The 18,651-nt window shown below is 65.6% G+C and carries 20 protein-coding genes; 12 read left to right on the top strand and 8 right to left on the bottom strand.

What is annotated here, in order from left to right:
* The first annotated feature begins 118 nt into the window (after positions 1-118).
* Positions 119-2,635, top strand: coding sequence for a DNA ligase D (ligD, locus tag HCU64_RS05015; protein WP_233382644.1), 2,517 nt, complete (start codon positions 119-121; stop codon positions 2,633-2,635).
* A 177-nt stretch (positions 2,636-2,812) separates the two neighbouring features.
* Here the strand turns inward: ligD and HCU64_RS05020 are convergent, their stop codons facing one another.
* Positions 2,813-3,046: a hypothetical protein gene (locus tag HCU64_RS05020; RefSeq protein WP_233382645.1), complete on the bottom strand. Its 234-nt coding sequence runs from the start codon at positions 3,044-3,046 to the stop codon at positions 2,813-2,815.
* A gap of 457 nt (positions 3,047-3,503) precedes the next feature.
* Between HCU64_RS05020 and HCU64_RS05025 the strand changes: the two genes are divergently transcribed.
* Positions 3,504-4,067 (top strand): fasciclin domain-containing protein, encoded by a 564-nt coding sequence (locus HCU64_RS05025; protein WP_233382646.1) that lies wholly within the window; start codon positions 3,504-3,506, stop codon positions 4,065-4,067.
* A gap of 72 nt (positions 4,068-4,139) precedes the next feature.
* Here the strand turns inward: HCU64_RS05025 and HCU64_RS05030 are convergent, their stop codons facing one another.
* The 3 genes from HCU64_RS05030 to HCU64_RS05040 form a co-directional block, all read right to left on the bottom strand.
* A complete protein-coding gene (locus tag HCU64_RS05030) occupies positions 4,140-4,964 on the bottom strand; it encodes an outer membrane protein (protein ID WP_233382647.1) in 825 nt (274 codons plus the stop codon).
* Positions 4,965-5,355: 391 nt separating this feature from the next.
* On the bottom strand, positions 5,356-5,730 hold the full coding sequence (locus HCU64_RS05035; protein ID WP_233382648.1) for a response regulator: 375 nt from the start codon (positions 5,728-5,730) through the stop codon (positions 5,356-5,358).
* A 5-nt stretch (positions 5,731-5,735) separates the two neighbouring features.
* On the bottom strand, positions 5,736-8,222 hold the full coding sequence (locus HCU64_RS05040) for a GAF domain-containing protein (protein ID WP_267922124.1): 2,487 nt from the start codon (positions 8,220-8,222) through the stop codon (positions 5,736-5,738).
* A gap of 452 nt (positions 8,223-8,674) precedes the next feature.
* Between HCU64_RS05040 and HCU64_RS05045 the strand changes: the two genes are divergently transcribed.
* The 6 genes from HCU64_RS05045 to HCU64_RS05070 all read left to right on the top strand — a co-directional run bounded on the left by HCU64_RS05045 (position 8,675) and on the right by HCU64_RS05070 (position 13,077).
* Entirely contained in the window at positions 8,675-9,112 is a 438-nt protein-coding gene (locus tag HCU64_RS05045) for a DUF2231 domain-containing protein (RefSeq protein WP_233382650.1), read from the top strand.
* A 2-nt stretch (positions 9,113-9,114) separates the two neighbouring features.
* Entirely contained in the window at positions 9,115-10,431 is a 1,317-nt protein-coding gene (locus tag HCU64_RS05050; RefSeq protein ID WP_442785917.1) for a PQQ-dependent sugar dehydrogenase, read from the top strand.
* Positions 10,432-10,779: 348 nt separating this feature from the next.
* On the top strand, positions 10,780-11,040 hold the full coding sequence (locus HCU64_RS05055) for a hypothetical protein (RefSeq protein WP_233382652.1): 261 nt from the start codon (positions 10,780-10,782) through the stop codon (positions 11,038-11,040).
* Positions 11,041-11,172: 132 nt separating this feature from the next.
* Positions 11,173-11,697: an RNA polymerase sigma factor gene (locus tag HCU64_RS05060; RefSeq protein WP_233382653.1), complete on the top strand. Its 525-nt coding sequence runs from the start codon at positions 11,173-11,175 to the stop codon at positions 11,695-11,697.
* On the top strand, positions 11,694-12,467 hold the full coding sequence (locus tag HCU64_RS05065) for an anti-sigma factor family protein (RefSeq protein ID WP_233382654.1): 774 nt from the start codon (positions 11,694-11,696) through the stop codon (positions 12,465-12,467). Before HCU64_RS05060 ends, HCU64_RS05065 begins: the two co-directional genes overlap by 4 nt.
* Before the next feature lie 118 nt (positions 12,468-12,585).
* Positions 12,586-13,077, top strand: coding sequence for a DoxX family protein (locus HCU64_RS05070; protein WP_233382655.1), 492 nt, complete (start codon positions 12,586-12,588; stop codon positions 13,075-13,077).
* A 175-nt stretch (positions 13,078-13,252) separates the two neighbouring features.
* On the opposite strand, the gene HCU64_RS05075 is transcribed toward HCU64_RS05070, so the two are convergent.
* Positions 13,253-13,594, bottom strand: a complete 342-nt coding sequence (locus tag HCU64_RS05075) for a hypothetical protein (RefSeq protein WP_233382656.1) — start codon at positions 13,592-13,594, stop codon at positions 13,253-13,255.
* 470 nt (positions 13,595-14,064) lie between these two features.
* Here HCU64_RS05075 and HCU64_RS05080 point away from each other — a divergent pair, with 470 nt between their 5' ends.
* From HCU64_RS05080 to HCU64_RS05090, 3 genes are all read left to right on the top strand, one after another.
* Positions 14,065-14,385: a hypothetical protein gene (locus HCU64_RS05080; protein ID WP_233382657.1), complete on the top strand. Its 321-nt coding sequence runs from the start codon at positions 14,065-14,067 to the stop codon at positions 14,383-14,385.
* A 123-nt stretch (positions 14,386-14,508) separates the two neighbouring features.
* Entirely contained in the window at positions 14,509-15,270 is a 762-nt protein-coding gene (locus HCU64_RS05085; RefSeq protein ID WP_267922197.1) for a phosphatidylserine decarboxylase, read from the top strand.
* 184 nt (positions 15,271-15,454) lie between these two features.
* Positions 15,455-16,288 (top strand): CDP-alcohol phosphatidyltransferase family protein, encoded by an 834-nt coding sequence (locus HCU64_RS05090; protein ID WP_233382659.1) that lies wholly within the window; start codon positions 15,455-15,457, stop codon positions 16,286-16,288.
* On the opposite strand, the gene tam is transcribed toward HCU64_RS05090, so the two are convergent.
* The gene (gene tam, locus HCU64_RS05095) at positions 16,289-17,062 is read right to left on the bottom strand and encodes a trans-aconitate 2-methyltransferase (protein WP_233382660.1); all 774 of its coding nucleotides are present in this window, start codon (positions 17,060-17,062) and stop codon (positions 16,289-16,291) included.
* 149 nt (positions 17,063-17,211) lie between these two features.
* On the opposite strand from tam, the gene mscL reads away from it, so the two are divergent.
* Positions 17,212-17,640 (top strand): large conductance mechanosensitive channel protein MscL, encoded by a 429-nt coding sequence (gene mscL / locus HCU64_RS05100; RefSeq protein ID WP_233382661.1) that lies wholly within the window; start codon positions 17,212-17,214, stop codon positions 17,638-17,640.
* A gap of 101 nt (positions 17,641-17,741) precedes the next feature.
* Here the strand turns inward: mscL and HCU64_RS05105 are convergent, their stop codons facing one another.
* A complete protein-coding gene (locus tag HCU64_RS05105; protein WP_233382662.1) occupies positions 17,742-18,026 on the bottom strand; it encodes a hypothetical protein in 285 nt (94 codons plus the stop codon).
* 181 nt (positions 18,027-18,207) lie between these two features.
* Positions 18,208-18,621, bottom strand: coding sequence for a DUF1236 domain-containing protein (locus tag HCU64_RS05110; RefSeq protein ID WP_233382663.1), 414 nt, complete (start codon positions 18,619-18,621; stop codon positions 18,208-18,210).
* Positions 18,622-18,651 lie beyond the last annotated feature (30 nt).

The following is an 18,651-nucleotide window of genomic DNA, read 5'->3' on the forward strand; positions in this document are numbered from 1 at the left end:
TATTGACTCGTTCCGTAGGATTTGATGCTGTGGATAACTTGGCTTCGACTTCACCGCGGGAAGCATTCGCAAGCCGGGGCGGGAACAGGACATCACCGTCTGCGGTTCATCTCGGGCGATGGACAAGCTCCTCGATTCCTACCGCGCGAAACGCGACTTCGAGGTCTCGTCCGAGCCGAGCGGAGGACGCGGGCGCGCGGCCCGCAGGGCGCGCTTCGTCGTCCAGAAGCACGATGCCCGGCGTCTGCATTACGACCTGAGGCTCGAGGTCGACGGTGTCCTCAAGAGCTGGGCGGTGACGCGCGGCCCCAGCCTTGTGCCCTCCGACAAGCGCCTCGCCGTCGAGACCGAGGACCACCCGATCGAATACCTGCGCTGGGAAGGCGCGATCCCGAAGGGCCAGTATGGCGGCGGGACCATGATCGTCTGGGATACCGGCAGCTGGACGCCCGTCGGAGACGTCTCGGCCGGGCTCGCCAAGGGGCACCTGGAATTCACGCTTCGGGGGAAGCGCCTGAAGGGCCGCTGGCATCTCGTGCGCATGAAGGGCCGGGGCAGCGACAAGAAGGCGCCCTGGCTCCTGATGAAGGTCGAGGACGAGCACGCCCGGGCCAAGGACGAGGACGACATCCTCGACGAGCACGAGGCCTCGGTGCTCTCGGGGCGCACGAACGATCAGCTCGCCGAGAGCGGAGCCCTGAGGGCGGACCATCGCGACCGTGCCCGCGTGGCCGCCACGAGCAAGACGAGCGGCAGGGCGTCGGTGGCCCGGGCCTCGGGGGGGAGAAAGGCGATCCTCCCCGCCTTCGTCGAACCCGCGCTCGCGACCCTGGTCGAGGCGGCTCCCAGCGGGCGGGACTGGCTCTTCGAGATCAAGCACGATGGCTACCGCATCCAGGCCCGGATCGACGGCGGCAAGGTCAAGCTGTCGACCCGCTCGGGCCTCGACTGGACGGCGAAGTTCAAGCCGGTCGCACAGGGCCTGAGGGCGCTGAAGCTGCCCTCTGCGCTGATCGACGGCGAGATCGTCGTCGAGACCGCGAGCGGTGTGTCGAGCTTCTCTGCCCTCCAGCAGGCCTTGACCACCGGCGAGATCGAGCCTGCCGTCTTCTACGCCTTCGACCTGCTCTATCTCGACGGCCGCGACCTGCGCGGCCTGCCGCTCACGGAGCGCAAGGACCTGCTGCAACAGGCCCTCGACGATGTCGGCCCGGACGCCCGCATCCGCTTCAGCGAGCATCTCGTCGAGGATGGCGCCGCCATGGCGCGGCATGCCTGCCAGCTCGGCCTCGAAGGCATCATCGCCAAGCGCGCGAGCGCACCGTACCGGTCTGGCCGCAGCGACCACTGGCGCAAGGTGAAGTGCACGGCCTCCGGCGATTTCGTGATCGGCGGCTACATGCCCTCGACCTCTGCGCCGCGCTCGATCGGCTCCCTGATCCTGGGGGTCCATGACGGAGACGCCTTCGTCCATGTCGGACGCGTCGGCACCGGCTTCACCAACACCACGGCGCGCAAACTCTGGAAGCAGCTCGACCCCTTGCGGATCGACGCGCCGCCATTCTCGGACGAGCTCCCCCCGCTCGCCAGACGGAACGCCAAATGGGTCGAGCCGCGGCTGGTCTGCGAGGTCACCCTGCGCGCCTTCACCAGCGACGGGCAGCTTCGCCACGCATCGTTCAAGACGCTGCGCCCGGACCTGCGGGCAGAGGACGTGGTTCGCATGACGGAGTCGAAGCAGGCCAAGTCGCGGGCCAAGCCGAGCGCCAAGCGCTCGCCCAAGACCGGCAAGCATGGCGATGTGAGGCTGACCCACCCGGACCGGGTCTTGTGGGACGATATCGGCCTGACCAAGCAGGGCCTGTTCGAGTTCTACGCGGAGATCGCCGGGCACGTCCTGCCACACGTGGTCGATCGGCCGCTGTCGCTGGTGCGCTGCCCCGAGGGCCTCGGCTCCTGCTTCTACCAGAAGCACGGCTGGGCCGGCATGGATGCGGCACATCTCCATGTCGAGAAGGCCGGCTCGGAGAGCGTGGTGGTGGTGCGCGACCGCGACGGCCTGCTCGCCCTCGTCCAGTCGAGCGTCCTGGAGATCCATCCCTGGGGCGCGACGCTGGACGATCCGGACAAGCCGGATCGTCTCGTCTTCGACCTCGACCCGGGCGAGGGAACCGGCTGGAGCGATCTCGTCGCGGGGGCGGGCGAGATCCGCGAGCGGCTCGACGGGTTGGGCTACGCGTCGTTCGTGAAGACGACCGGCGGCAAGGGGCTGCACGTGGTGGTGCCGCTCGCGCCGAAAGCGGGTTGGAACGAGGCCAAGGCGTTCTCGAAGCGCCTCGCGACCGAGATGGCGAAGGCGGCGCCGGACCGCTACGTCGCCACCGTTGCCAAGCGCGCGCGGGAGGGCCGGATCTTCATCGACTACCTACGCAATCAGCGAGGCGCGACGGCGGTCTCGGCCTTCTCGACCCGCGCTCGGCCGGGCGCACCGGTCTCGGTCCCGGTGGCGTGGGACGAATTGCCCTCGCTCGGCTCAGGCAGCCGGTTCACCGTCGAGAACCTGTCGAGCCGCCTGGCCGCCGTCAGGCGTAATCCCTGGGCCGGCTTCGCGGAAGCAGCTCGAACGCTGAAGTGATCTTAGGCTTCGGATTGCTGTCCTGCTTCGACCTTGGCCCGCAGGATGGCCGCCTTGGCGAGACGTCTCGTATCGACGATGTCCGCGAAACCGGTATTGCATAGAGGCGGAGCACCCTTCCGGGCACTCCGCCGCTCATTGGACGTCCCTAGACTCGATGCGGCGTCTTCGCGCCAATTACATCATCCGCTTTTTCATCATCATCTTACGGTGATGCATCGACCGGTGATGATGCATCATCCGCTTCTTTTTCATCATCATCATTTTCTTGCGGCCCATCATGGCGGTGTAGGCCGTCGGCGCTCCGCTCGCCTGCAGACCGTCCGGCGTCGCGGCCGAGGCCGAGCCGACGCCGAGGGTCAGCGCGCCGAGCAGCGTCGCCGTGGTGAGCACCAGTGTCGTGATTCGCATGATGATGGCTCCCTCTTGCATGCTCTCGCTGCCGACGGGTGCCCTGGCCGTCTTCGTGGAGGTTCGGGCGTGGACCGCGCCGCCGGATCGAGCAGGCGGCGAGAAGCGGACGTGAGCACTGGAGGTGTCCGCCTCCGGCAGTGTGAGCCTCGGACGCGCCGGAACCAGAACATGGACACGGCCCGTGCGAGACGGTGACGCCTGTTTGGCAGGCGTCAGTGGCCTCTACGGAGCGCGAGACAGGAAAGTTTCGGCGAACGGTCTCGGAGGAGAGAAAAACTCCGCTGGTCCGACGATTCGGCGATGAGCTTGCCTGCATGGACCCCCGGGCCGGTCGGCTGTCCGGTCGACGCACGACCGATTGACGCGCAAGTCGGTTGCGCGAAACTTTTTTTCCGGCGGGTCCGTAAGCGCCGTCAGTTGGTCTCGATCGAGACGGCGAAACAAGGAAACGCACATGTTCAAGGGATTTCAAGGGCGCCGCGGCGCCTGCATGCTCGCGCTTGCCCTGACGCTGGGCGCGGCAGGAGCGGCCGAAGCCAAGAACCCGATGGTCGGCGGCGCTCCGATGTACGCCTCCAAGACCATCGTGGAGAACGCGGTCAACTCGAAGGACCACACCACCCTCGTCGCGGCCGTGAAGGCGGCCGGCCTCGTCGACACGCTCTCCGGCCCGGGACCGTTCACGGTGTTCGCGCCGACCAACGCCGCCTTCAACAAGCTGCCGCCGGGGACGGTCGACACGCTGGTTCAGCCCCAGAACAAGGGCACCCTCACCGCGATCCTGACCTATCACGTGGTGCCCGGCACCTACACGGCGAAGGACCTGATGGCCGCGGTCAAACAGGGCGGCGGACAGGCCACGCTCAAGACCGTCCAGGGCGAACCCCTCACCGTCACCACCAAGGGCAAGAAGGTCATGCTGACCGACGCCAAGGGCGGCATGGCCATGGTCACCACCGCCAACGTGATGCAGTCGAACGGCGTGATCCACGTCATCAACGGCGTGCTGCAGCCCTAAGAGACTGCAAGGCCGTCCATGTGAAAAATCGGCGAGGCAACAACGCGCTGCCTCGCCGATCGGTGTCCGGTTTCAGTAGGTGCCGAACTTGAAGTTGATGCCAGCCCTGGCAATGGCACCTTCGGTGCGCGAGGTGACGTTGTAGCCGACGCCGGGGCCGCCGGTGGAAGCGACGAGCAGCGTGCGGGAACCGAGATCGTAGCGTAGGTACTCGCCCTTGATCGTCACGGCGCTCGACCTGAAGAAGTTCAGGAACGAGTCCGTGGGAAGGGCGTATTCGATACCTCCGCCATAGGCGTATCCGGTCTCGATCTGTGATCGGGAGCCGGCATAGGTGATCGGAGCCGCGGTCTGGAAGGTCACACCCTGGGAGACGTTGCCGTAGGCGAAGCCGCCGGTGCCGTACACGAGGACCCGGTCGAAGGCGTAGCCGATGCGCCCGCGCACCGTGCCGAGGAAGTCGAGATCGGCGCGGTAGGTGTTCGTGAGAATGTTCGGATTGAATGCCGGACGGAAGATCGTCTCGGTGCGGCTCCGCTGAAGATCCATGTACTGGGCGTCAGCCTCGAGGCCGAAGACCACGCCCGAGCCTGGGGTCAGTTGGAAATTGTAGCCGACCTGACCACCGGCGCTGAACCCGTCCTGCGCCAGCGGGACCGCCGGACGGCGCAGGTCATTGACCACGTTGGCCTGGAGCGCGCCGATGCCGACCGTGCGCAGCGTATCGCTTTCCGTGTAGGCGTAGCCGGCATTGATACCGAAATAGGCGCCGGTCCAGGCGAAGACCGGGACTGGTGTGAAGACCGGCGGAGCCGATCGACGCGGTAGATCCGCGGCGATCGCACTCGTCGACAAGAGACCTGCTGCAACCGTCGTCAATACAGTCGAGAAGCGCACTTTAAATCCCCCTGAAAGTAAAAGATCGTGCGCAACTTATTTCAAAGTATCGACCAACGATATGATATATATGCAACTGGATCTATCAAATAAAAACAGCATTTAATACTGACACGATTGAGTTGATAACTTAATCCTCTGCATATTTGAATTTATGTGCGGCAACTCCGCGCAGCCTTTCTCATAGTAATGGTGATGCGCTTTGCGATGCCCAATGCCGATGAGATCGTCGGCAGCTCGGAACGTCCAAGCCGGGCGCTCTGCCGTCAGTATCCAAGCGTAACCTAAGTCCGTCGTCGAAAACTGCGCGGCCAAGCGTATCGGACTGTGTTGGGTCGTACGCGAGCAAGTGAGCTCGCCCCAGGAGCTCGACAGAGCTGGTCGTCGCAGCTTAGCCTGCGAAGGTCCGGATCGCTGCCTCGATCTTGCGCCGGTCGAATGGCTTGCCGAGCACGATGCCACGAGCGGGGATCTTTGCAGCCTCCCAAGGCTGCGACGAGATCATGATCAATTCGACGGGCGGCCAGCGGTCGCGGATGGTGATGGCCAATTGCATGCCGACCGTCGAACCGCGCATGTCGAGATCGGTGAACACCGTGCGGATATCGGTGCGCGTCTCCAGCAGCCGGATGACCTCGGCGACGGTGGTGGCCTCGACGGCTTCGCAGCCGGCGTTCTCGACAAACTCCACCATCATCATCAGCAGGATTGGATCATCCTGGACTACGAGAACGTAGCTCGGCTGCGCAGGGTATCGTGAAGCCATGAAACTCAGTGCACCTGCGCCTGGAACTCGGTCAACGGGGCGCGGAATTCGGCGCGCAGGCCCTTAGGGTCGTAACTGATGCTGGTGTCGCGCGTTCCGAGCAGCCCCATGCGGATCAGCTTCGAGCCGAACCCGCCGCGATGGCTCGGGGGTGTCACAGCCGGGCCGCCGACTTCCGTCCAATCCAGCACGAGGGCCGCAGCACCTGCCTCTTCCGTACGCCACGCGATGTGCACTTTACCGCTGTCGGCGGAGAGCGCGCCGTATTTCAGCGCGTTGGTCGCGAGCTCGTGCAATAGCAGTGAGAGCGAGAGCGTTGCCTGCGCGGAGATGTCGAGATCCGGTCCATCGAGCGCAAATCGATCTTTCTCGGCCTGCATGCTGAGGACGCTTTCGATCACTGCGTGCATTTTGGCAGCCGCCCAGCTCTTCTGCATCAGCACGTCGTGAGCACGCGAAAGAGCTAGAACACGTCGCTCGAAGGCCTCCACGGGCTCGCGCTCGGCTACGTTGCGCAAGGTCGATGATGCGATCGATTGGACGATGGCGAGCGTGTTCTTGAGGCGATGCGCCAGCTCAATGTTCAGGACGCCCTGCATGTCTTCGGCGCGCACCCGCGCCACGCCGACCTCGACCCGATCCGCGACGTTGCGTAGGAACGCCAACTCCTCATGGGTCCAGATCCGCGGATTGACGTCGTGAGCGATGAAGACTGCCACGGTGCGCCCCCGCTCGCGCACAGGCATGTTGACCATCGCAGCGACACCGATGTCGTGCAGTGAAGCTGCGTGGTCCCGCGTGCGCGGGTCGGTGGAGACGTCGTTGATCACTAACGGCTCGCCCCGCTGCAGATGCGCGCGGATATCGCCGTAATCCTCGAAGACGTGCCGCCCTGCGATGCTGACCTGTCCCGGCGCTCTCCAATCTGGCTCGATCTCGATGGCTTCGACATCGCCTATCACCCGGCCAAAGCCGGCACGCGTCGCTCCCAGCGTTCGTCCAACAACTTCGGCAGCAATTGCGATCATCTCAGGAATGGTCCTCAGATCGCGCAGGTTGTCGCCCAAATTGAGAAGAGCGGCGCGTCGAGCATCGGCTTCGATGCGGCCTGTCACCTCAAGAAACAGCACGCCGAAGCGGTTGTCATCGATCCTGAATGCGCGACCTTCGTACCACCGGCGTAGAACACCGACCTGCCGCGTGAAGGTGGATGACTCTCCGGTTTCCACGACTCGGGCGAACTCGCTGACCCACTCGTCTTCGATCCCCAGAAAAAGCTCGCGGATGGTTCGGCCGCGTGCCGCCGTCGAGTCGATGCCGACCAGATGGCCCCAGGCCGAATTGACTTCGCCGAAGCGCCAGTCGGCGACGCGTCCCTGGGCATCACGGATCAACTCGCCGACGATGAATCCCTCGCTCAACCGTTCGAACAGCCCGCGCCAGTAAGTGTCGTTCGCGCGCACCTCTGCGCGGGCCTTCGCCTCCGCGAAGCCGGTCGTCGCCGCGCCAGCAAAGAGCCCAGCCAACTCCAGATCGCGCTCATCGAACGCCACAGGCAGACTGGACTGGAGTTTCAGGACCCCGAGGACCGCTTCGCCGCTCAGGATCGGCGCGAAGACCGCAGAGCCGAGCTGTAGCATCTCGACGAGATCGCGCTTGACGTAAGGGTCGCTGCTGGCGTCGATCATCAGGTAGGGTTGGCGAGTGCGTGCGCAGAAGCCGGCCGTGCTGCCATTCAGGGGCACGCGCAAACCCTGGTGATCCGCCACGACACCCTGGACTGCGCGATATTCGAGATCCTGCCCACTCAGCAGTTCGATCACGCCCCCCTGTGCGGCCGGCACCGCTTGCATCGCACCGGTGACCACGGCGTGCAGCACCGTATCGAGGTCCCCCTCGGCAGCGGCGATCGCGGCCTGGGTATTGCGCAGCGCGTCGCGCGTGCGGAAGGCTTGCGCGTCTGCGGCTCGGAGACTGTCGCGCGCCGTGACGGCGCGGCGCATCTCCATCAGATCCATGACCTGCTGGGCAAGCAGTCTGAGATCAGCCTGCTGCACTTCGGTGAGCCCCTCCGGGCGCGGCACCTTGTCGATGACACACAGGCTGCCAAGCACGAGGCCGGCCGGAGTACGGAGCGGAGCGCCGGCATAGAAGCGGATGAACGGATCCCCGGTGACCAGAGGATTGTCCGCGCTGCGCGGGTCAGCCGTCAGATCCGGTATGATCAGAAGATCATCCGGCTGAGCCAGCGCGTGAGCACAGACCGATCGATTGAGGTCGGTCTCGCACGGTGGAAAGCCGATGCGTGCCTTGAACCATTGGCGGTCGCCGGCAACGAGGCTGACCAAGGCGACCGGCGCGTCGCAGAGGCGGCAGGCGAGCTGCACGATACCATCGAAACCCGCCTCGGGCGGGGTGTCGAGGATGCCATAGCTCGTGAGCGCGTCGAGCCGCTGTGGGTCCGAGACGGAAGGGGTCGCGGGGCGTGACATGCTGGCGTTGCGTGCTGGTTTTCCAGCAGATACCGCGAAGCTGCGGTGCTGTCAGGAGGATTTCAGGCGGCCCGAGACGGCATTCACAAGGTTGGGTTGGTCTCGGTGGCTCCGGCAACAGGAGCGGATGCCCCTAAAAAGCCGACTGTCCTTTTCGCTCAAACTCGTCCGAGCCGTCAGCCACAAATGATTTACAAATCAGAAACTTAACTTACAGCAACAGCGATCTGTCACCGATCTGCGTCACGGCGTCATCCCCGGCCGCCCGATTTCGTGCCATTCGGCCCTTTGCCGTCCATCGCGACCAAGGCGTCGCGCATGGCGGCACCACGGTGATCGAACCTCGCCGTAGCGATAGATCTGCCGAGGCAGGTTGCCCGCTCTCCCGAGATTTCGCGCTTCACGCTCGCTTGGCCGAACCCGGTCGAGCTCTTGATGACATGGAGGACAATATGGCGAGGCAGATCGGCGAAATCCGTATGCGAAGGCCGCTGCACCCGTTCTTCGTCGGGCTCGGCGGGGCATTGCTGATGGCCGCTTTGGTCACGGATTACATGTATTCCAGCAACGCGCTGATGCAGTGGGCGAATTTCTCGGCGTGGCTGATCACGGGGGGCCTCGTGCTGGCCCTGATCGCGGCGGTCGTCCTCGTCCTTGATTTCATCCTTGGCAGGGCCGGGCCGATCAGCTGGCCCGATTTCGCGCTGCTGGCCGTCGCCGCGATCCTCTCGATCGTCAACGTCTTCATTCACACACGCGACGGGTGGACCTCCGTCGTCCCGTCCGGAATCACCCTCTCGGCCATCGTCACCGCCCTGCTCCTCGTCGCCGGCCTCCGCGGCTGGTGCGTGACCGGCCTCAAGACTGCCGCCCGGGGAGAAAACGCATGACCATGAAGCGATTTCGCACGGCCTCGAGCCTGATGTTCGTCGCCCTGCTCGCCGGCTGCAGCGACCAGGGAGGCGATCCCTCGAAACAATACGGGCCGAACCCGGATATTCCGGAAGCTAAGGATTACATCGTCCCTCCGATGAGCGTGCCGCAGGCCGTCGGCTGGAAGGCCGGGGAGACGCCCACGGTCCCCGCCGGCACGCATATCCAGGCGATGGCGACCGGGCTGATGCATCCGCGCATCGTCTATCCGCTGCCCAACGGCGACATCCTTGTCGTCGAAAGCAACGGCCCCGGGACCAAGCCCTTCCGGCCGAAGGACTACATCTCGGGTTCGATCAAGGCCCGCGCCGGCGCGGCCGACAAGGGCGGCAATCGTATCACGCTGCTGCGTGACGCCGACGGCGATGGCACTCCGGAGCTGAAGACGGTGCTGCTCGACCACCTGCACTCGCCCTACGGCGTCGCCTGGGTCGCGGACACGCTCTACGTCGCGAATACCGACGCGATCATCGCCTATCCGTTCAAGCCCGGGCAGACGGAGATCAAGGAGCCGGGAACCAAGCTCACGGATCTCCCGGCAGGCCCGATCAACCATCACTGGACCAAGTCTATGGTCGCCAGCCCGGATGGCTCGAAGCTCTATGTCGGCGTCGGCTCCAACAGCAACGTCGGCGAAAACGGCATGGATATCGAGGAGGGACGCGCGGCGATCCACGAGGTCGACCGGCTGACCGGTGCCAGCCGCCTCTACGCGACCGGAATACGCAATCCGACGAACCTCGCCATCCAACCCGGGACCGGGCAGGTCTTCGCCGTCGTCAACGGGCGCGACGAGAACGGGCCGGATGCGGATCCGGACTATCTGTCCTCGATCAAGGAGGGCGGCTTCTACGGCTGGCCCTACAGCTATTGGGGCCAGCACGTGGACATGCGCATCCAGCCGCAGAAGCCCGACATGGTGGCGAAGGCGATCAAGCCGGATTACGGCCTGAGTTCCCACTCCGCGGCCCTCGGCGTCGCCTTCAGCCAGGGCGAGACGGTGTCGCCGCAATTCGCCAACGGCGCGTTCGTGGGCCAGCACGGCAGCTGGAACCGGGATCCACTCAACGGCTACCAGGTGATCTTCGTGCCCTTCGTCGATGGAAAGCCGAACGGAGCACCGATCCCGGTGGTCACCGACTTCCTCGCTCAGGATAAGAAGACCGTCCGCGGACGTCCGGTCGGCGTCGCCCTCGATCGGACCGGTGCGCTGATCGTCGCGGACGATGTCGGCAATACGGTCTGGCGCGTGAGCGGCGCAGCGGCCACGCACTAAAGAAACTTAAACACGAGGCGGCCGCAGGACGAGGAACGTCGTGCGGCCGCTCGCGCGTAGACCACTCAAGCGGGGGCATAGCCGCGTCCGCGACGGCCGTGACGAAGGGTCGTGTCGGCCAGCTCTTGCCGAACCTCGACCATCTGCTTGTTTAAGCTGGCGCCCGAAAGCGGACCGACAGTGTACCACCCGACACGGTCGTCACCGGTCTGTCACTGGCTCGGACCGCGCCCGCGTCGTATGCCGCCTTCCAAAAATTCGATCCAACGACGGAATAACCTCAATCGACTGGCGTCTCCTCCTCGCTGCCCAATGAATTCATGCAGCGAGACAAGAAATGGAAGCGTCATGTACGAACGTTCGATCGCGAATGTCTTGCGAATTATCGCCGTCGCAGCAAGCATGAGCTTGCCTGCACTCTCCGTTGCCAAGGCCGACACTGGCGAAGGCGATTCTGCTCTTCGAGCCGCGCTTCATGATCCTCAGCTCATCGAGCAACAGCGCGGACGAAGCGCAGACCAGTATCTCATCGGTGATCCGTCCCTCGGCTATGCCAAGCGGCAGCGCGCCAATCGGCCGGCCTCCGCCTACACAAGGTATCGTCCGTGAGCCCTCGGGCGAATTTTATGCGGGGCCGACGGAATAATCGCTGAGAGGCGGCGTCTGGCCTCGCATGAAGAGGCACAGTTCGATGGTATCCCGGCAGCGCCTGGCGCCTGGGACCGAGTGGAGAGGCGCACGATGCAGCAGATGATGCTCCTCGTGACGCCGCTTATCCCAGCTCTGCGACGCTACGCCGTCTCACTGCTGCGGGATCGGTCGGATGCCGACGACCTCGTTCAGGATACGCTGGAGCTGGCCATCACCCGCTGGCACCAGCGCCGGGACGACGGCAGCGTGAGGTCGTGGCTCTTCGCCATCGTGCACAACCTCGCCATCAGCCGTCTCCGGCAACGCCACCGACGCGGTGGCTCGCACCTGCCGATCGACGATGCCCATGAAGCGGTCCTCGCCATGCCTCCTCGTCAGGAGGCCGGCCTTCAGCACCGCGATCTGGTTCGGGCGCTCGACGCCCTGCCTGAGGATCAGCGCAGCGTGCTGCTCCTCGTGACCGTGGAAGGCCTCTCCTACGCCGAGACGGCGGAGGTGCTCGGCATTCCCACCGGTACCGTGATGTCGCGCCTGTCCCGGGCGCGGGATCGGATGATCCAGCTCATGGACGGCGAAGCCGCGGCCCAGCGCCCGGCCCTGAGGAGGCTGAAATGAACGAGCGTCCCATCAGCGAGAACGATCTTCAGGCCTTCGTCGACGATCGCCTGGATCCGGATCGCCGCGCCGAGGTCGAGGCCTACCTCGCCGAGAATCCGCAGGCACGGGCCCGCGTCGGCCGGTTGATGGCGCTCGGCAGCGACCTGCGCGCCGCCTTCGCTCCGATTGCGGCCGAGCCGGTGCCGCCGCAGCTCGATCTCGCCCGTCTCGTCGCCGCACGGCGACGGCCGCGCGTGCCGGCGTGGCAGGCGATCGCGGCGGCTCTTTTCATGACCGTCGGCGGCCTCGGTGGCTGGGTCGCCAGGGGCTCCATGCAGGAGGGGACGTCGGGCATCTCCGCTCTCGCGCAGGAGGCCAAGGCGAACTACGTCGTCTATGCGCCCGACCGCTCGCGTCCCATCGAACTCGCCGCGACCGATCGCGACGAGATCGCGCACTGGTTTTCCGACAGGCTGAAACGGCCGGTCGGCGTGCCCGATCTCAGCGAGGCAGGCTACCACCTGCTCGGTGGCCGCCTCGTCGCCACCGCCCACGGCCCGGCGGGCATGCTGATGTATGACGACAAGCAGGGAATGCGCGTGGTCATGCTGATCCGGTCCTACGGCGACGGCGGCGACGTGCCGATGGTGGATCACATCTACGGCTCCATTGCCGGATGCGCCTGGGTCCAGAAGGGACTGGGCTACAGCCTCGTCGCCGCGGCCGATCCGGAAGTGCTGCATCCTCTGGTCCGGGAAATCCGGCGACGGGAAGCCGGCGCTACCTGACCGCCGGGCGGCGGCCCCTTTCCGCAAGGCAGCCCGAACCACTCACCACGCTGCCCCGGCGTGCGCCTGACCGTGCGCGCTCGCCACCTCCTCCGAACCCTCAAGAAGGACTGACTCCATGTCGAACCTGCTCGCCGTGATCCTCGAGCGCCGCGCCTTCCTCCTGCACTGGGCGCCCGTGCCGCTGCGCCTCATCGTCGGATACGGCTTCCTGGCCCATGGCGTTGCGAAGGCCGCTCGCGGCTACGACGCCTTTCCGGCCATCGTGCAGGCCATGGGGCTCCCCATGCCTCATCTCCTCGGATGGCTCACCATCCTGGTCGAGATCGGCGGCGGACTGGCGATCCTGCTCGGGGCCCTGGTCCCGCTCGCCAGCATTCCGATGGCCATCGTGTTGCTCGTCGCCATCTTCACGGTGCACCTCCCCTACGGCTTCAGCTCGATCAAGCTCCAGGCCGTGACCGCAGCGGGAGCGACCTTCGGCCAGCCCGGCTACGAGACCGATCTGCTCTATCTCGCCGGCCTTGCAGCTCTAGTGATGGGAGGAGCCGGGCCATTTTCCGTCGACGGCTACGTCCGGCATTGCATCAGGGCCGCTCGCTCCTCCTGACGGCGCGAACGAGGACGCGGAGAACGATTGCTGAGCGGCGTGAGAGCGTCAATTCTGAAGTAATCAGGCCCACCCTCCGCCTTCGGCCAAGAGCAGGGCACGTGTCGAGCCGCTCGCACTCCTGGCCCAGCCCCTCACGCAGGTTATTGGCACCGGCACGATTGCCGGGTGCGGACTATCGGCGGCGAGGCTCGCTCGACTCGCGATGAAGCTCGATCGGAGCTTGAAGCGATCCTCCGGAGACGGCCAGGCCGTTGGCTCGCTGTAACAAAATGTACCGCTTCCCCCCTATGTCGGCAACGATCATCGTACCGGACACGTCGCGCACGATCATTTCGCTGGTTGGCGATTCGTCAGATCCGCCGACCCGGCCTCGTAGCCGCTTGGCATCGAAGACGGCCGTCGTCGTTCCGTCGGTCCAACGACCATCGATGGCGGAAAGGAAAGAGTCGGCCTCCGAGTTGAGGTTGGGCAGCGCGACGTGTTGGAGCGACCGTCTGACGATGGCCTCCGCCATCGGAGCGGGCTCTCCGAGCCAACGGTTTGCGGGCACGTTCTGAATGACGGGGCGGGGCCCGGATGGTGGCAGGGGACTGATCGAGGGCTGAGGCCGGGGACCGAAAAACCAAAGGACGCCAACGGCGATGAAGCCTGCAGCCGCGGCAGTGGCGACGCCGAGCAGGTTCCGTGTTCGGCGACGCCTGAGCCGGATTGAGCCCGTCTTTAAAGTCCGGAAGACCATGGATGAAGATATCGACGGCAATGACCGCGCGCTCAAGTCGCGTGCAGATCGGCCGCCAGCGGGATCTGGCGCCCGAGATCGGACGGACCGGCACGATCCCACCCTCTGCGGACGCTACCGAGCGTCCGATATTGCCCCTTGGAGATCGGACCAAGTGTGACGGCGACCAAGCCTGCCCCTAGTCCTGAGGGGGCAAGCCGTGTTTCAAGCAGCCTCCACCGAGAAACCTTTGGGGGAGTGAGACCATGAATCGATTTTGGATGGCGGCCGTCGTCGGGCTCGTCACGATCGTCCCGGCTCTGGCGCAGCCCTATGGCGGCCGCGACTACGGCTACGAAAGCCGCGATTACGACCGCGGCGACCGCTACCGGGAGCGTGACCGCGGCTACGGGGATCGCGAATACCGCGGACGCGAGCGCAACCGCGGCGACTACGCCTTCGACGAGCGCGAGTATCTGCGCTGCAATCCCGACGTCCGCCGCGCCATTGTCAACGGGCAGGTGACGTCCGGCCTGGCGCATTACCGGGCGTTCGGGCGCCGCGAGAACAGGCGCCTGAGCTGCTGATCGGGGCCATCCCCGGACGGCCACCGCCGGCGAGGCGGAGACGACGCGGCCCGCTCCGGCCTCCACCGGGCGGGCCGCGGATCGTGCGGTCGCGACGCCACCGGTTGACGGCGGCGCGGGTGCCTGTCATCGCGGCCCCTATCGCGAGACGACGCGCGAGACAGCCAGGGCGCCATGACCGACCTCTTCGAGACGATCCGCCGGACCCTCGTGCCGATCCACAAGGAGGGCTATCCCTTCATCCTGATCGGCATCGTGCTGACCGTGCTGCTCGGCTATTTTGCGCAGTTCTTCTTCTGGATCTTCGTGATCCTGACCCTCTGGGTCTGCTACTTCTTCCGCGATCCCGAGCGCGTCGTGCCCTCCGGCGAGGGCCTCGTCATCGCCCCGGCCGACGGGCGCGTGAACCTGATCTCCACCGTGGTGCCGCCGCCCGAGCTCGACCTCTCGCACGAGCCGATGCTGCGCATCTCGGTCTTCATGAACGTCTTCGACTGCCACGTGAACCGCGTGCCGGTGACCGGCCGGATCGGCCAGATCCACTACACGCCCGGGCTCTTTCTCAACGCCGAGCTCGACAAGGCCAGCGACGACAACGAGCGCAACGGCCTCGTCATCGAGACCACCCACAAGGGTCTGCCGCTGCGCGTCGGCGTGGTGCAGATCGCCGGCCTCGTGGCACGGCGCATCGTCGGCTTCGTCTCGGCCGGCGACACGCTGCAATCCGGCGAGCGCTTCGGCCTGATCCGCTTCGGCTCGCGAGTCGACGTCTACCTGCCGACCACGGCGCGGGTGCTCGTCGGCCTCGGCCAGAAATCGGTGGCCGGCGAGACCGTGCTGGCCGATCTCGGGGGTGGCCCTGAGCGGGCATTCCGCCGTATCTGAGCGGCGGCTCGGGGGCGGCACCCGCCTGTCCCCCCTCATCCCGAGGGGCCGGAGCGAAGCGCGGGCCTCTGCACGAGGCCTTCGGACGCCATCGTGATGCCTGAACCCCTGCTTCGAGCCCCGCCTTGCGGCACCGTGGGACGAGGGTGCGGGTCGATTGGAAGCTGAGCCGGACGGAGGCGACATGGACGATCTTTTCCCGCCCTTCGCGCCGGACCCGAACGAGTCCAAACCGCGTCGCTTCAAGCCGATCCCCTTCCGGATGATCGCGCCGAACATGATCACCCTGCTGGCGCTCTGCCTGGGGCTGACAGCAATCCGGCTGGCCTTCGAGGGCAAGTTCGAGCCGGCGGTGATCTCGGTGGTGGTGGCCGCGGTGCTCGACGGGATAGACGGGCGCGTGGCGCGACTCCTCAAGGGCACATCGCGCTTCGGAGCCGAGCTCGATTCTCTTGCCGACTTCCTGAATTTCGGCTGCGCGCCGGCGCTGATCCTCTACGGATTCGCGCTGCATCACCTGAAGTCGGTCGGCTGGATCGTCTCCCTGGTCTTCGCCATCGCGATGGCGCTGAGGCTCGCCCGCTTCAACGCCATGCTCGACGACCCTAACCGGCCGGAATGGAAGAAGGATTTCTTCGTCGGCATGCCGGCTCCGGCCGGCGCGCTGACCAGCATGCTGCCGCTCTACCTGCACTTTCTCGGCCTGACCTTCGAGAGCTGGGCCGCGCCCGTACTCCTTGTCTACGTGCTCTGCATCGCGCTGCTCGTGGTCTCCACCGTGCCGACCTTCTCCGGCAAGACCTGGGGCAAGCGGGTGCCGCGCGAGCACGTGCTGCCGATCTTCCTGGTGCTCGTCGTGGTGTTCGGCCTCGTGATCAGCTTCCCCTTCGAGACGATGGTCACGCTGGCCGTGCTCTACTTGGCCTTCGTGCCGATCGGCGCCATGCAGTATCGGCGCCGCGCGAAGCTCGACGCCATTCCGTCAACCTCGGACGAGGTGCACGAACCCACTGCCTGATCACCCTCGCCGAGCCACGACGAAGAGGCGCGGGAAGCGCAGCAGCACGCGCCCGTCGGGCCGCTTCGGATAGGCCTGTTCCAGCGCCGCCTCGTAGGCCGCGAGGAAGCCCACTCGCATGTCGTGGTCGAGCGGCGCGAGGAACGGCCTGAGGCCCGTGGCCTGGAGCCAGGAGACGATCGCGCCGGCATCGGCGAGCGGGTGGACATAGGCCGTCTCCCAGACGTCAACGCTGCAATCGGCCGCCCGCAGCCAGTCGTAATAGGCCGCGGCCGGAGGGATCCGTTCGCGCACCGCCTCGGTATCGCCGATCAGGCCACTCCAGGGGCCGTCGGCGGCAACCTCGCGCATGAGGGCATGCGAGGGCTCATCGAGATTGTCGGGGACCTGGAAGGCGAGGCAGCCGCCGGGCCGGAGCAGGCGCGCGAGCCGTGGGACCAGTGTCTCGTGGTCCGGCAGCCATTGCAGCACGGCATTGGAGAAGATCAGGTCTGGCGGATCATGTGGCGCGTAGTCGCGAAGGTCGGCCTGCACGAAGTCTACGCGCGGCAGGGCGCTACGGGCTTGAGCGAGCATGTCCGGGGCACTGTCGATCCCGGTGATGCGGGCCTTGGGGAAGCGCGCCGCGAGCAGTGCCGTCGAGTTGCCCGGGCCGCAGCCGAGATCACAGACGGAATCGGCCTGGTCGAGCGGCACATGAGCCAAGAGGTCGGCTGCCGGCCGTGTCCGCTCCGCGGCGAAGCGCAGGTACCGAGCCGCGTTCCAGTCCGACATGCTGCCCCCGTTCGGACGGTGCCCGACTACTCGCCCTCGAATCTTGACTGAGGGATGCAATCGGTCGTGGAAAGTCTAACCCGCCGGCTTGGCAGGCCCGCATCCTGCAATAGCTTGGCCGACGGCCTCTCGGTGCCAGGAGACGACGAATGTTGGAAGAATTCAAGAAGTTCGCTTTGCGCGGCAACGTCGTCGATCTCGCCGTCGGCGTGATCATCGGCGCGGCCTTTGGCGCCATCGTTACCTCGCTCGTGCAGGACATCATCATGCCGATCATCGGCGCGGTGACCGGCGGCCTCGACTTCTCGAACTACTATTTCGCCCTGTCGTCCAAGGTGACGCCCGGCCTCTCCTACGGGGATGCCAAGAAGCTCGGCGCAGTGGTCGGCTACGGACAGTTCCTCACGCTCGCGGTCAACTTCACGATCGTCGCTTTCGTGCTGTTCATGGTGATCCGCGCCATGAACAAGCTGAAGACCAAGGAAGAGGCCAAGCCCGAGACCGTCGCCGAGGTACCTGCCGACGTGAAGCTGCTCGGTGAAATCCGTGACCTGTTGGCGACCCGCCCCCGCGTCTGAACCACTTTCCAGTCGATCACAGAAAGACGTGCGGACAGCGTCTCACGGCATGCAGAAAGGGCTTCGGTCGAAGCCCTTTTTCGTCGGTAAGGTGTTGTCCGTCAGCCGGGCTCGTTACCATTGGCAGGCCGCGTAGGCGTATCGTGGACGCCAAAGGCGTCCACGATACGCTCCAGCGCCTGGCCAACGGCCTCGGTGCCGTGCGCGTGCGTCTTGAGGCGCGTCTCCAGCCGTTCGATCTGTGGGGCGAACTCCAGGGGCAAGCCCACTTCGTCGTCGCCGAGGAAGCGCGGTTTCTCTTCACCCACGGTGTAGACCGTGCGCAATTGCTGGCCGAGATGATCCCGGACAGGCTCGGGGAGCGTCGTGTCGTTCTCGATGGTCATGAGCGTAACCGCCTTGATCCTCGAAGGGACATGTGAGCGGCTTAACGGTCAAGACAGCCAAGTGTTGCAATCGCCCCCCGAAAAACTGTCCACCAGTCGACATTTCGTGGTCTCGGCCAAGAAAAAGCCCCGGCGCATCGGCCGGGGCTGTTCCTAACTCTTTCGAAGAGTAGTCGAGCGATCAGTTGATCACTTCGATGATGTGACCGCGGCTGTCGACCAGCACCGGGGTATCGTTGACGACGGTATAGCGGGTGCCGCGCGCAACGCGGTACTCGGTGGGCACGTCGTAATAGGTCACGCCCGAACGGGGCAACTCGGCACCGACAGCGACGCGGCCGTCATAGTCGTAGGAGCGGACGTTGCGCTCGTGAACGTAGGAGCGGAAACGCGGGCGGTCGTCGACGCCAAGAATACCGCCGACCGTGCCGGTCGCAGCACCGACGGCACCTCCAACGACGGCACCGATCGGACCGCCGACATCGCCGCCTTCCCGAGCGCCGCGCTCGGCGCCGCGGACGGTACCCTGAGCCTGCGCTGCCATCGGCAGCGCAAGGGCGACGGCGGTCGCGGCGAGAAAAGTTCTGATCTTCATGAGATACATCTCCACTTCTAGTCTCCCGCA

It is taken from the genome of Methylobacterium sp. C25 (assembly GCF_021352225.1).
GTDB lineage: Bacteria > Pseudomonadota > Alphaproteobacteria > Rhizobiales > Beijerinckiaceae > Methylobacterium.